The following is a 13,116-nucleotide window of genomic DNA, read 5'->3' as shown; positions in this document are numbered from 1 at the left end:
GAAAATGGGCGCGGCACGGCGTTTAGGCCTTTGCATGGGGCGGCTGCCGCCCGGCCCGAACAATGCGATCACGGACGTGCCGGGTGTCCTGGTCGGCCATAAGACGATCATCGCCGACGGACTTGCGACAGGCGTCACCGCCGTCTTGCCCCATGGCGGCGACCTGTTCAGATCCAAGGTCAGGGCGGCGGTCGATATCATCAACGGTTTCGGCAAGTCCGTCGGGCTCATGCAATTGTCCGAACTGTGCACGATCGAAACGCCGATCCTTCTGACCAACACGTTCTCGGTCGCACCATGTGCGGAGGCGCTGATCAAGCGTGCCATTGCCGCCAACCCGGAGATCGGGCGCAAGACCAGCACGGTCAATCCCGTCGTTTGCGAATGCAACGACGGCGGCATCAATGATATTCAGGCAATGGCGGTCACCCGGCATGACGCCGAAGCGGCGCTGGATGCCGCGAGCGCCGGTCCGGTCGAACAGGGCAGCATCGGCGCCGGCACCGGAATGACGTCGTTTGGCTTCAAGGCGGGTATCGGCAGCGCGTCCAGGTCTGTCGAGATCGGGTCTCGCGCCTTCACGCTTGGCGCTCTGGTGTTGTCCAACTTCGGCAGGGCAGGGGATCTTGTCCTCCCGGATGGCCGCAGAGCCGATCCCAAAGGGCTCGGCGAGCCTGAAAGCGGGTCGATCATCATCATTCTCGGCACGGATATTCCTCTTGACGACCGGCAATTGAACCGTGCCGCCAGCCGGGCCGGCGCCGGCATTGCCCGCCTCGGTTCGTATTGGGGACACGGCAGTGGCGATATCGCCATCGCCTTCACGACCGCCGATCCTCTGCCGCACGTCTCGCCCTCACCGTTCATTTCGATTTCGCGTGTCGATGACAGATACATCGACCTCATTTTCGAAGCGGTTGTGGAAACCACGGTCGAGGCCGTTCTGAACGCCCTGTGCGCCGCGCAAGGCGTGGTTGGACGAAATAGACGCAGGATTCCGGCGTTGACCGACTGGCTGAAGGAGCCCCTTTGAGCATGAAGATTTTCATTTCGGCCGATATCGAAGGCACCGCGGGCATTCAATCCTGGGACGAGGCGGAAAGAACGCATGCCGACCACAGGGAATTCCGCGAACTGATGACCGGGGAGGTCCTGGCCGCCTGCGAAGGAGCGCGAGCCGCTGGCGCCACCGAAATCATGATCAAGGATGCGCATGACAGCGGGCGCAACCTTATTCTCGAACGCATGCCGCCTTTCGCGCGCATCGTGAGGGGCTGGTCGGGACATCCGGACGCAATGATGTTCGGGATCGATGAAAGCTTCGATGCCGCGCTTTATACCGGCTACCATTCCAAGGCCGGCGTCGAGGACAACCCGCTTGCACACACATCGACATTGCGAATATCGCGGCTGATCCTGAATGGCGAAACAGCGTCCGAATTCACATTGAATGCGTTGTGCGCCGCGCGCTATGGCGTGCGCTCGGTATTTCTTTCCGGCGACGAAGGCATTTGCGCCGACGCCAGAGCCCTCGTCCCGGGGATAGCCACTGTCGAAACCCTCAAAGGCATCGGCGCGGCCACCATCTCCCTGGCGCCTGCGGCGGCGCGCGGCGCAATATGCGAGGGCGTTGAAAGGGCGTTGCGCGACAGGGCGCGGCAAGCTTTGCCGTCAATGCCGGAAAGGGTCGAGATCATCATCGAATTCAGCAACCCCGTCGATGCCTATCGCGCCTCCTGGTATCCCGGAGTGCGCCGGCACGGGCCACGTGCCGTCGCCTTTGCATCGAACGACTATTTCGAGGTGCTGCGCGCCTTCCGCTTCATGAAGAGCTGAAGGTCGCCGTGCCCGCGGCTGGCGCGGCGGGCTTCAACGTTTGCGCCAGCGCCTTGGATGATTGCCAAAGAGCCTCTACCATGGTGCTTCGCGTCTTCTCCGAGCTGCGATACAATCGTATCTCGAGATCGAGCGTCCATGTGCTGTCATTCGAACAGATGACAAGGGCTCCATTGGAGATGTCGTTCTCGACGAGGCTTTCTGGCAGCCAGCAGATGCCCGCGCCGGTCAGCGCAAGTTCCTTGAGTCCGGCGCTTATTGTGCTTTCATGCACTGTCTGACGCCGGAACGGCGAGTGCTTCGAGAACAGTTTTCCGAGGGCGACACCAAAGAAAGAGCTGTAACCATAGCCCAGATAGGGCAAAGCTCGCTTTGCCGTTTCCGGACTGTCCAGAATGCCCGCCGCGGGCACGGTCGACTTGTCGAAGCGCAGTTCCGGCGCCGCGACCGGGATGAGCCGATCCGATCCGATAGCCAGATGAGAAAACTTGTCGCGATCCAGGTGAAACGGCACTTCACGGTGCGCATAGGTCAGGAAGAAGTCGGTTTCGCCATCGGTCAGTGCAGCCAGGTTCGCCTCGATGCCACCCCTGTCAGCCATGAAGGATGTGCCGAAGGTGCGAGTGTTCCGCTGCACCTCCCGCAGCCAAACCGGAAAGAACGTGATGGTCAATGTGTGAAGGGCCGCAAAGCGTACAAGCCCCTGTTCCGCAGGCGGGCGCAGAGACTCGCGCACCGAATAGAACATCCTGATGGCGTCTTGCGCCATCGGAAGAAAATTGCGTCCGGCCGATGTCAGTTCGGCCGGCATGGTGGCACGACTGATGAGCGGTGCTCCGAGCCACGTCTCAAGCTGCTTGATGCGCCGACTGAAGGCCGACTGGGTGACATTGCGGATTTCGGCTGCCCGCGAAAAGCTCGATGTTTCTGCAAGTGTCACGAAATCTTCGAGCCATTTGATTTCCACGCGGCCTCTCCTCCACTGCGTTCGAGCATTGATCGAACCGCAATGGGGAACATATTTCATTATAATTGCTATGTTATGCAAATTTTGCATGCTTGATTGCGAAAACCGAATTGGCCTTGTGATCGCCGACGCCCCAACGTCTGCAAAACGAAAAAGCTGGCAACTGGAGCCGGTGGCAGGGGGAACGTGACGTCGAGCGCGGGAGAAGAATCTGACCGCGCGCGAAACGGAATGCCACTCAAAGTCAAATCTATGTCGGCGACGTCCGTGAACGCCGGGGAGAAGAAAAGGCAGCATGAATTCGCAGAACCAAGCCGATCTCGTTTTGCATGGCGGCAAGATTTGGACCGGTTACGGAAATCCGATCGCGGAGGCGATTGCGGTCTTGGGCAACCAGGTCGTGGCCAGTGGCTCCAACGCCGAAATCAAGGCCCTGATCGGAAAGGGCACGAGGGCCGTGGATCTGGCCGGGCGCTTCGCAATGCCCGGTCTGAACGATGCGCACCTGCATCTGATCTCGACGGGGCTCCTGCGCGGCAAGGTCGATGCGACGCCCGATGCCGCGCCGACCCGCGGCGCGCTGATGGCTGCGTTGCAGGCGCGGGCCGCCGAAACGCCCAAGGGCGCATGGGTGACCGCGCGGGGTTTTGACCAGACCCGATATCCCGACGCACTGATGCCGACCGTGAAGGAACTGGACGCCGCCCTGCCCGATCATCCCGTTTCGGTCACGCGCGCCTGCGGCCATGTCACTGTCGTGAATTCGCTGGCGCTGGCGCTGGCGGGAATCGATATCGACACGCCCGATCCGGATGGTGGCGTCATTGGGCGCGAGGCCGGGCAACTGACCGGAATGCTGGCTGAGAACGCCCAGAACTTCGTCTACGACGTCCAGCCGACACCCTCTTTCGCCGAGATACTCGATGCTATCGAAGCGGGGGGCCGTGACCTCCTGCGGTTCGGCATGACGTCCTGCATGGACGCGGCCACTGGCCAGATCGACGGTATGACCGAGATCGAGGCTTATCATGAGGCCGAGCGCAGCGGCCGGCTCCCGGTACGGGTCTGGGCAACACTTCTGGGCGACCCCGGTTCGTCCATCGTCGAGCCTTGCCATGCCGCGGGTCTCGTTACCGGGGTCGGCAGCGACATGTTCCGCATAGGCGGCGTAAAGATATTCACGGACGGCTCGGCCGGCGGACGCACGGCCTGGATGCGCCAGCCATATATTGACCAGCCTGACAATTTCGGTGTCCGGATGCTGCCAGACGCTCAATTGTTCGAACTGGTCGACCGCTACACCGCAATGGGCTACACCATGGTCTGCCATGGCATTGGCGATGCCGCCATCGACCAGCTCGTGCGCGCTTATGAACGTGTGCGCGCCGCCAGGCCGGATCACAAGCACCGGCACCGGATCGAGCATTGCGGCTATGCCGATGATGCCATCAATCAGCGGATGTTGAAGGCAGACATCCTGCCTGCGCCGCAGCAGGCCTTCATCTATGATTTCGGCGACGCCTACGTCTCTGTTCTCGGGCCGGAGCGCGGGTTGCGCTCCTATCCGATCGGAACCTGGGATCGCCTCGGCATGAAGCCGTCCACCGGCAGCGACTCGCCGGTCTGTTCGCCCAATCCCTTCCCGGACCTCTACGCCATGCTGACGCGCAAGACGCACAAGGGCACGGTAATGGACGCTTCCGAGATACTGACGCCCGAGCAGGCGTTGCGCGCCTATACCGAACATGGTGCCTACTCCCAGGGCGCGGAAATGGTGAAGGGCCGGCTGGAGCCTGGAATGCTCGCGGACATCGCCGTGTTCTCCAACGACCTCCTGACGGCCACACCGGAGACAATCCTGCGTGAAACGCGCTGTGAGATGACAATTCTGGATGGGCGCATCGTCCATGAAGGAAGTTGAGGCGGAATGCCGGCTGGGCCCGTCTCTGACAGGAAATCACCAACGAACCACAGGGAGGAATTGAGGGATGTTGAACAGACTTGGCTTGATCGCGGCGCTTGCGCTTGGAACGGCGACCGCCGCGCTGGCGCAGGACGCCACACCGAAGGATGGGGGGAAATTGGTGTTCACCGCGCCCTATGGCAACTCCATCACATCGCTGGACATCACGGCGACACCGCATACGCAAGACGAGATCGTGGCCAAAGCGATCAACCGCTCCCTCTACAAATGGAACCCGGAAAGCGGCAAGCCTGAGCTCGACCTCGCCGGAACGGTAGAGAAGTCGGCGGATGGCAAGACCTATACCTACAAGCTCCGGGAAGCGACCTTTCACAATGGCGACAAGCTCGACGCCGATGACGTGATCTGGTCCTACAACCGTCTGGCCGATCCCAAGAAGGCCCTGCCGGGCGCCGAGCAGATGTTGCAGATCGCCGGCGTCGCCGAATTTCAGGCAGGCAAGGCCGATCATATTTCCGGGTTGAAGAAGATCGACGACAGGACCATCGAAATCACCTTCATCAACCTGGCCGATCCGGGCTGGAACCTGATGTCCAACTATGCGCCGATCTACTCCAAGGACTATCCGGAGGATCAGCTCGCCTCCAAGCCGAACGGCCTTGGCCCGTTCAAGCTCGCCAATTACGTCGCGGGCTCGAAGGTCGAACTGGAGAAGTTCGACGGCTATTATGAGAAGGGCAAGCCGCATCTCGACAAGCTCGACATCATGCTGATGGGCGAAGCTTCGGCTCGCGACGTCGCCTTCCGCAACGCGGAGATCGATACCAACGTTCTCGGCCCTGTGCAGTATGAGGCCTACAGCCAGGATCCGGCGCTGAAGGATCACATCCTTGAGGTGGCCGAAGTCTACACCCGCAATATCGGCTTCAATCCGAAGGTCGAGGCATTCAAGGACAAGCGCGTCCGGCAGGCGATCAATTATGCGATCAACAAGGACCTGATTGTCGAGAAGCTCTTGAAGAACAAGGCTTATCCCGCGGTCTCCTGGCTGCCGATTTCATCGCCGGCCTTCGACAAGGACGCCAAGCCCTATGCCTATGATCCGGAAAAGGCCAAGGAACTGCTGAAGGAGGCAGGGTTCGAGACCGGTCTGAAGTTCTCGGTCACCGCGACCTCGAACGAAAGCTGGGGCCTGCCGATCGTCGAGGCGATCATCCCGATGCTGGCCAAGGTGGGCGTCACCGTGACGACCGACCCGGTGGAAAGCTCGGTCCTGTCCGACAAGATCCTGTCCGACAATTTTGATGCCTTTATCTGGTCGAACTCGTCGGGCCCGGATCCGCTGAAATATCTGAACTGCTTCTATTCGAAGACATCGCAAACCGCCTGCAACTACGTCAAGTTCAACAATGCCGACTTCGACAAGCTGATCGAGCAGGCAGGCAACGAAACCGATCCGGCCAAACAGAACGATCTTCTGAGGCAAGCCAACAACCTGCTGCAGGACGAGGCTCCGGTCTGGTTCTTCAATTACAACAAGGCCGTCATGGCCTACCAGCCATGGGTCCACGGGCTGAAGCCGAACGGCGCGGAACTGGCTATCCAGGATTACGAGGACATCTGGATCGACGACAGCGCACCCGCATCACGCAAGTAGCGCGATGGCATGGCTGGCGGGCGGGACCGGTTTGTACGGCCCCGCCCACCGCATGGCGCCCACTCCTCGCCCGCCGCGTGGCGCCCAGTTGTTGAAAGGCAGGATTCGCGGATGTCGCGCTTCATCTTTCGTCGCACGCTGCAGATGATCCCGACCCTGCTGGCGGTCGTGCTGATCATTTTCGTGATATTCAGCGTCGTCCCCGGCAGCTTCATATCGAGCCTGATGTCGGAGGGGCGCAACGCCACGAATGCCGATGTGATGGCGCATCTGAACGAGCAGTTCGGGCTGGACAAGCCTCTGCCGGTCCGCCTGTGGGACTATCTGTGGGGGCTGGCGCATTTCGACCTTGGAATTTCCTACCGCACCCGCGAACCGGTGTGGAACGTGATCGAGCCGCGGCTCTGGCCTTCGATCAAACTGGCGCTGGCGGCGATGGGCTTTGCCGCGGCAGTCGGTATTCCTCTGGGATTTCTGGCCGCGCTGAAGCCCGGCAGCGTGTTGGACACCGGCACGATGATGCTGGCGGTTTCCGGCCTGTCGGTTCCCGAATTCTGGCTAGGTTTGCTGCTAATGTACGTCTTTGCGCTGCAGCTCGGTCTGCTGCCGAGCTTCGGCTACCAGCCCGGCGGCATCCGCTACATCATATTGCCTGCCATCGCGCTCGGCGTATCGCCGATGGCGCTCCTGGCGCGAACCACCCGCGCTGGCGTTCTGGACGTGATGAACGCGGATTTCGTGCGAACGGCGCGAGCCAAAGGGTTGACCGAACCGCGTCTGGTGCGCAGTCACGTCACCCGCAACGTGCTGGTGTTGATCCTGACCACGCTTGGCCTTCAGATCGGTTCGCTCATGGGGCAGGCGATCGTGATCGAGAAACTGTTTTCCTGGCCAGGGATCGGGTCGCTTCTGGTCGACAGCGTGTCGGCACGCGACATTCCCGTGGTTCAGGGTACGGTCATCGTGATCGTGTTGTGGTTCCTTGTCATCAACATGCTGGTCGATATCGCCTATGCCATGATCGACCCGCGCATCAAGGTGGCCTGATCCATGCGGTTGCGTTTCAATTTCGCCCTTGGCCTGGCGCTGGCGTTGCTCGTGGTCGCCGCAGCCGTCAGCGCCGGCTGGATTGCCCCGTACAACCCGATATTCGACGCCGACCTGATGAATTCTGAAATGCCGCCGAGCTGGGACCATCTTTTGGGCACGGACGGGCAGGGTCGCGACGTCTTTTCCCGTATCCTCTACGGCGCCAGGGTGTCGCTGACCGTCGGCCTCGTTTCGCAGTTGATCAACTCGTGCATCGGTATGGCGCTTGGGGTTTCGGCCGGTTATTTCGGAGGCTGGTGGGACGACCTGGTGAACGGGCTGACCAACGTCATGCTGGCGATCCCATCCCTGGTCTTCGCGCTCGCCATCATGGCGGTGTTGGGACCCGGCTTGCCAAGCCTCCTGATCGCATTGGGCCTGACCAACTGGTCCTGGACCTGCCGCATCGCCCGCAGCTCCACCTTGTCGCTCAAGAATCAGGGCTTCGTGCAGGCCGCCAGGGCGGCCGGCTTCAGCGACGCCAACATCATGCGCACGCAGATACTGCCGAATATCGTCGGTCCGGTGCTGGTCATCGCGACACTTGGCATCGGCGGCGCGGTTCTGGCGGAAGCTGCACTGTCTTTCCTCGGCGTCGGCATCCGGCCACCACAGCCGAGCTGGGGGAACATGCTGACCGACGCGCGCGAACTGATCCGCACCGCCCCCTGGGCCTCGCTGTTCCCCGGCCTCGCAATCTTCGCCACGGTCCTTGGCTTCAATCTGCTCGGTGACGGGCTGCGCGACATGCTGGATCCGCATATGAGGATAAGGCAGGCATGAGCGGCATTCTTCCCGACCCTGTTCTGTCCATCCGCGACTTGCGCATCGGCGTCGGCAAGCGGAACGAAATCCTTCACGGCGTGTCTTTCGATATCCTGCCTGGGGAAACTTACGGACTTGTCGGCGAATCCGGTTCGGGCAAAAGCATCACCGGCCTTTCGGTGATGGGGTTGCTTAAACGCCCGCTGGAGGTGACCGGCGGCTCGATCTTCTTCCGGAGCCAGGACGTGTTGAAGCTTGGCAGCCGCGCCAGGCGCCGTCTGCGCGGCGACCGTATGGCGATGGTGTTTCAAGAGCCCATGACGGCGCTCAATCCGCTGATGGCGATTGGCCGTCAGATCGCGGAAATGTTCGTCGTTCACAGGGGCTTCGGGTGGTCGGATGCGCGCAGGAAAGCCGTCGAGGCACTGGAAAGCGTTCGTGTGCCGGCGCCCGAGGAACGCGCCCTGTCCTACCCCCATCAACTGTCGGGAGGGATGCGCCAGCGCGTCATGGTCGCCATTGCACTGGCCTGCCGTCCCGACCTGCTGATTGCGGACGAGCCGACCACCGCACTTGATGTGACGGTCCAGGCAGGCGTCCTGGAATTGCTTGCCGAACTTTGCACGGCTGAAGGAACGGCCGTGCTGCTGGTCAGTCACGATTTGGGCGTGATCGCCAATATGTGCCGGCGCGTCGGGGTCATGGACCGGGGGCGGCTCGTCGAGGAGCAGGACACCAAGGCTTTGTTCGAAAATCCGCTGCATCCCTATACCCGAGGCCTGCTCGCGGCGCGCCCGCGCCTGGGGTCGCGAACGCTGGTGGGACGAGCCCGCCTGACCGAACTGGACCAGGTCGTGACCAGCGAGGAGCGTGGACATGACGCACCGACGCTGACCACGCCGCGCGGCTTTGGCCTGGAGGCGATCGCATGAACCAGCCTCTTCTGGAAATCCGCGACCTCAACGTCCATTTCCCGCTGCCGCGTCGCTCGCTGCTGGGGCCAAAGCGGACGCTTCGTGCCGTTCAGGGCGTGAATCTGACCCTGAACGAGGGAGAGTGCCTGTCCATCGTCGGTGAATCCGGCTGCGGAAAATCCACCACCGCGCTGACCGTGATGGGCCTGCAGGAGCCGACTTCGGGAAAAATCCTGTTCCAGGGCAAGCCGTTGACAGGCCCTGGCGCTCCCGCCCGCAAGGAGCGCGCGCGCATCGCTCAGATGGTGTTTCAGGACCCGTATGCGTCGCTGAATCCGCGCCAGACCATCGGCCGCATGCTGTCCTCGCAGCTTTCCCTTCATGGAATCGCCAAGGGAAGCGAGGCCAGCCACCGCGTCGCCGAGATGCTGACCCGTGTCGGCCTGACGCCCGATCACGCCGACCGTTATCCGCATGAATTCTCCGGTGGGCAGCGCCAGCGGATCGGCATCGCGCGGGCGTTGATGCTCGATCCGAAGATCCTGGTGCTGGACGAGCCGGTGTCGGCGTTGGACGTGTCCATCCAGGCGCAGATCATCAACCTGCTGATGGACCTGCAGGAAACGCTGGGCTTGAGCTACATCATGATTTCCCATGATCTGAGCGTGGTCGAGCATGTCAGTGACCGGGTTGCCGTCATGTATTTCGGCCGCGTGGTGGAAGAGGGTGACTGGCATTCGATTTTCAGCCGCCCAACGCATCCCTACACGCGTCGCCTGATCGGTTCGGTTCCCGATCCCGACGCGATCCTGACCGGGGCACGCGCCTTGCCAGATGCTGCCTTCGTCCCAGACGCCGCCCGCTTTTCGCCCGACATTTCGCGCCGTCCGGACCCCGACGAAGAACCCGAGTCAAGCGAGCTTGTCGAGATCGGCCGCGGTCATCGCGTCCGCCTCGCGCAATAGGAATTGCCGATGACCTTCACCGTCCTTACCTGCGAATTCATGCACGAGAGCAATACGTTCTCGCGCTTCCGCACCGATTTGCCGCAGTTTCAGGTGGACACGCTTCTCCTTGGCGACGACGCGATCCGCGCCCGCCGCAACGCCAACACCGAACTTGCTGGGTTCATGGATGTGGCGGAACCGGCGGGCTGGAACGTGATCCACGCGATTTCGGCACATGCCGTGCCCGGGGGGCGGGTGACGAAAGCTGCCTATGACCACATCGCGGGTATTGTCCTGGAGGCAGCGCGTTCGAACAAGAGCCGCCTCGACGGAGTGCTGCTTGGACTTCATGGCTCGATGGTGCCTGAGTTTTGCCCGGACGGGGAAGGGTATCTGCTAGGCCTTCTGCGGGCCGAACTTGGAGCGGACATTCCTGTTGCGGTAACGCTCGACCTTCATGCGATGGTGTCCGAAGACATGGTTCGGGACGCGCAGATCCTTGTTTCCTACAAGACCTATCCGCATGTGGACATGCGCGAAATCGGCGCGCATGCCGCCCGTATCCTGGATCGCGCAATGAAAGGTGAAATCGCGCCCCGGACCGTCAGGGCGCATGTGCCGATGCTGGACGAAGCGAATTCCGGCCGCACCGACATTCCCGAGACGCTGGCCCTTTATGACCGCGCCCGCGAGGCCGAGGCCGAGGGCTTGCTCGCGGTTTCCGTCAATGCAGCCTTCACGGGCGCCGACGTGTCCTGCGTCGGTCCCACCGTGCTCGCAACCTATGACAGCCGTGATCCCGGCGCCAAGCCAGCCGCCATGCGTGTGACAGAGGAACTTGCGGACAGGATCTGGCAGGGCCGGACCAAGAAGCGCAATGTTTTCATCGAGGTCGACGAGGCGGCTGCCGAGGCGCATGCCTGGCGCGGCGACAAGCCACTTGTCATCGCCGATTACGCCGACAATCCCGGCGCCGGTTCCTACGGCGACTCGACCGCGCTGTTGAAGGGCCTGCTTGATGCGGGAGTAAAGGGTGCGGTACTCGCGCCGATGATCGATCCTCAAGCGGCAAATGAATTGCACCGTCACCGGCAAGGCGAGACTGTCACGGTGACGATTGGCGGCAGGGGCGACCCCAATTTCGGCGGTGGCCCGCTAACAGTGACGGGTGTGCTGACCAGGCTTTCGGAGGGCAGCTATGTCGGTGACGGACCGATTCAAGGCGGGCTCACCCATAGTTTCGGACCCACCGCCGTAATCGATGTCGACGGGATCGAAGTCCTGGTCGTTTCAGAAGCGCAGCAGATGGTCGACCTTCAGCAATTGCGGGCCTTCGGAATAGAACCGACGGCTCGCCGCGTGTTGGTCCTGAAATCGATGCAGCATTTCCGGGCGGCATTCGAGCCGATATCGGGCAAGGTCATCGTCTGCGATGCGGGCGCGCTGGCAACGCCGCGGGCAGAGCGGCGCCCCTATATCCACGCGCCGCGCCCGCTCTGGCCGCTCGACAAGGATTTCGAGCGCTTCGTTCGTCCCTTGGTCGACACATTCTAAATTACCAAAGCGGGCCAGTGCAGACGGCCCCTTCCTGGATGCGAATGCTGACAGCGAGCGCACTCTTCGCAGGCCCTGCATGTCGACCGGATTTGACCTCGCCATCCTCCTCCTCAGCGCGCCCTCGATACCGTCCAGTACGATGCCGCGCACACGCGTGGCGACGCGGTGCTATCGATCACCGACCGTCAAGACATCGCCACGTTTGCGATACGCTTCAGCTCATCTATTCGCTCCGGCCCGCGGGCCTGCCCCGGCCGTTCTTCGAGGCTGGGAAAACGGCGGCGTCCGCGCTGCATCGTGACGCGGGTCGTCCCGGTACCAGAAGTCGAGAACGGCTGCGGTGATAGCCTCTGGCGCGTCCTCCTGAACAAGATGCTTCGCATCCGGTACGACAATGAATGGAGCGTTTGGGATGCGCCGCGCGAGTTCTTCACCATCTTTCAACGGGATAAATTCATCCTCGGAGCCCCAAAGAATGCTCACGGGGCAGCGGATTTCACCGTAGCGGTCCTCGACCTCTTCGCTGTACTTGTCGTCCATCTGCGCCACCTGGCGCCAGAACGCCTTCTTGCCCTCCTCGCTAAGCCAAGGCTGGAGGTAAAGCCGCATCTCCTCTTCGCGCAATTTGTGCTTCGCTGCGGCACCGATATACGCGCGCAGGACGGCTTCATGGATATAGGCTGGTAGACCGGCAAAAACGTCTTGGTGCACCTTGGCCGCCTGCACCAGCGCGGATCCCTGCGGGCTGATTGCGACAGGATCGATCAGCATCAGGCTGCTGTAGTCGATGCCGTCCATGAGATGGGCGCGCAGCGCGGCAGACCCGCCAAAGTCATGCGCGACGACGTCCGGGCGCTCTATACCCCAGTGCTTTACCAGCGCCGCGAAAAGTCCATTCTGAAGACCATGCAGGACGTCGGCGTCCGGCTTGTCGGACTGCCCGAAACCCAGCAAATCATAATAGAAAACCCGACGGTGCCGCGCGAGCCACGGTGCAATTCGCCGCCACACCAGCGAGGAAAATGGCGAGCCGTGCAGGAGGATCGCAGCCTGTCCCTCGCCGAGCGTGCCCCAGGCGATCGCATGACCGCGGTAGATGAAGCGTTCAGGCAGAGTCCAGTTCGCAATCATCTCGTCCTCCGTATCCAGAGACTTGTCGAGGAATCCGACAGGAAGCGGGTCGGACCGAAACTCTCAGCCATGGTGCGATGGTGCGAATTCCGGCCCTGGACAATCTCTCGGCGACAGAAACCCAGGTGGTAGCGTCGTCAGGCCAGCCGTGCAGCAGCAAAGCCGCTGTGTCATGCTTCGCGCCTTCCTCCAGAAAGGCGATGTCGAGCATTTGTGGCCGCGGTTGACGGCATGATGAAGCGCGCGTGGGTCTGCATCCCTGCCCAACGAGGACGGCGCGATCGGGTTCCTTGGCATGCGACCATCAGGCCGCTCTTGTCGACCTCCGT

At 61.9% G+C, this 13,116-nt stretch carries 11 protein-coding genes; 9 read left to right on the top strand and 2 right to left on the bottom strand.

All coding sequences use genetic code 11. The annotated features are described in order from the left end of the window. Nucleotides 1–4 precede the first annotated feature (4 nt). On the top strand, nucleotides 5–1,033 hold the full coding sequence (locus FJ972_RS24680; RefSeq protein ID WP_140525155.1) for a P1 family peptidase: 1,029 nt from the start codon (nucleotides 5–7) through the stop codon (nucleotides 1,031–1,033). A 2-nt stretch (nucleotides 1,034–1,035) separates the two neighbouring features. Next, nucleotides 1,036–1,836, top strand: coding sequence for a M55 family metallopeptidase (locus tag FJ972_RS24675; RefSeq protein WP_140525154.1), 801 nt, complete (start codon nucleotides 1,036–1,038; stop codon nucleotides 1,834–1,836). Here FJ972_RS24675 and FJ972_RS24670 read toward each other — a convergent pair. Continuing rightward, nucleotides 1,823–2,803 (bottom strand): LysR family transcriptional regulator, encoded by a 981-nt coding sequence (locus FJ972_RS24670; protein WP_140497338.1) that lies wholly within the window; start codon nucleotides 2,801–2,803, stop codon nucleotides 1,823–1,825. The genes FJ972_RS24675 and FJ972_RS24670 overlap by 14 nt on opposite strands. 295 nt (nucleotides 2,804–3,098) lie before the next feature. Between FJ972_RS24670 and FJ972_RS24665 the strand changes: the two genes are divergently transcribed. The 7 genes from FJ972_RS24665 (at nucleotide 3,099) to FJ972_RS24635 (ending at nucleotide 11,653) form a co-directional block, all read left to right on the top strand. Beyond that, the gene (locus tag FJ972_RS24665) at nucleotides 3,099–4,724 is read left to right on the top strand and encodes an amidohydrolase (protein ID WP_140525153.1); all 1,626 of its coding nucleotides are present in this window, start codon (nucleotides 3,099–3,101) and stop codon (nucleotides 4,722–4,724) included. Between the two features lie 67 nt (nucleotides 4,725–4,791). Beyond that, entirely contained in the window at nucleotides 4,792–6,384 is a 1,593-nt protein-coding gene (locus FJ972_RS24660) for an ABC transporter substrate-binding protein (protein ID WP_140525152.1), read from the top strand. A 111-nt stretch (nucleotides 6,385–6,495) separates the two neighbouring features. Further along, a complete protein-coding gene (locus FJ972_RS24655; RefSeq protein WP_140497345.1) occupies nucleotides 6,496–7,431 on the top strand; it encodes an ABC transporter permease in 936 nt (311 codons plus the stop codon). Nucleotides 7,432–7,434: 3 nt separating this feature from the next. Continuing rightward, entirely contained in the window at nucleotides 7,435–8,256 is an 822-nt protein-coding gene (locus tag FJ972_RS24650; RefSeq protein ID WP_140497347.1) for an ABC transporter permease, read from the top strand. A 5-nt stretch (nucleotides 8,257–8,261) separates the two neighbouring features. Beyond that, nucleotides 8,262–9,170 carry an ABC transporter ATP-binding protein gene (locus tag FJ972_RS24645; protein WP_413466341.1) on the top strand — a complete coding sequence of 303 codons (909 nt, stop codon included), beginning with the start codon at nucleotides 8,262–8,264 and terminating at the stop codon, nucleotides 9,168–9,170. After that, complete coding sequence (locus tag FJ972_RS24640) at nucleotides 9,167–10,117, top strand: ABC transporter ATP-binding protein (RefSeq protein ID WP_140525150.1); 951 nt, start codon at nucleotides 9,167–9,169, stop codon at nucleotides 10,115–10,117. Before FJ972_RS24645 ends, FJ972_RS24640 begins: the two co-directional genes overlap by 4 nt. A gap of 9 nt (nucleotides 10,118–10,126) precedes the next feature. Continuing rightward, nucleotides 10,127–11,653 (top strand): M81 family metallopeptidase, encoded by a 1,527-nt coding sequence (locus FJ972_RS24635; RefSeq protein WP_140525149.1) that lies wholly within the window; start codon nucleotides 10,127–10,129, stop codon nucleotides 11,651–11,653. A gap of 222 nt (nucleotides 11,654–11,875) precedes the next feature. Here FJ972_RS24635 and FJ972_RS24630 read toward each other — a convergent pair whose 3' ends face one another. After that, the gene (locus tag FJ972_RS24630; RefSeq protein ID WP_140525148.1) at nucleotides 11,876–12,787 is read right to left on the bottom strand and encodes an alpha/beta fold hydrolase; all 912 of its coding nucleotides are present in this window, start codon (nucleotides 12,785–12,787) and stop codon (nucleotides 11,876–11,878) included. Between the last annotated feature and the right edge of the window lie 329 nt (nucleotides 12,788–13,116).

Origin of the sequence: Mesorhizobium sp. B2-1-1, from assembly GCF_006442975.2 — a bacterium.
Lineage (GTDB): Bacteria > Pseudomonadota > Alphaproteobacteria > Rhizobiales > Rhizobiaceae > Mesorhizobium.
The sequence above is the reverse complement of the archived record's forward strand: the minus strand, read 5'-3'. Positions and strand labels throughout refer to the sequence as shown.

Coding starts and splice junctions, on each gene's coding strand:
- FJ972_RS24660 (WP_140525152.1), top strand. CDS start 4,792: ATGTTGAACAGACTTGGCTTGATCGCGGCGCTTGCGCTTGGAACGGCG.
- FJ972_RS24650 (WP_140497347.1), top strand. CDS start 7,435: ATGCGGTTGCGTTTCAATTTCGCCCTTGGCCTGGCGCTGGCGTTGCTC.
- FJ972_RS24675 (WP_140525154.1), top strand. CDS start 1,036: ATGAAGATTTTCATTTCGGCCGATATCGAAGGCACCGCGGGCATTCAA.
- FJ972_RS24665 (WP_140525153.1), top strand. CDS start 3,099: ATGAATTCGCAGAACCAAGCCGATCTCGTTTTGCATGGCGGCAAGATT.
- FJ972_RS24680 (WP_140525155.1), top strand. CDS start 5: ATGGGCGCGGCACGGCGTTTAGGCCTTTGCATGGGGCGGCTGCCGCCC.
- FJ972_RS24655 (WP_140497345.1), top strand. CDS start 6,496: ATGTCGCGCTTCATCTTTCGTCGCACGCTGCAGATGATCCCGACCCTG.
- FJ972_RS24640 (WP_140525150.1), top strand. CDS start 9,167: ATGAACCAGCCTCTTCTGGAAATCCGCGACCTCAACGTCCATTTCCCG.
- FJ972_RS24630 (WP_140525148.1), bottom strand. CDS start 12,787: ATGATTGCGAACTGGACTCTGCCTGAACGCTTCATCTACCGCGGTCAT.
- FJ972_RS24635 (WP_140525149.1), top strand. CDS start 10,127: ATGACCTTCACCGTCCTTACCTGCGAATTCATGCACGAGAGCAATACG.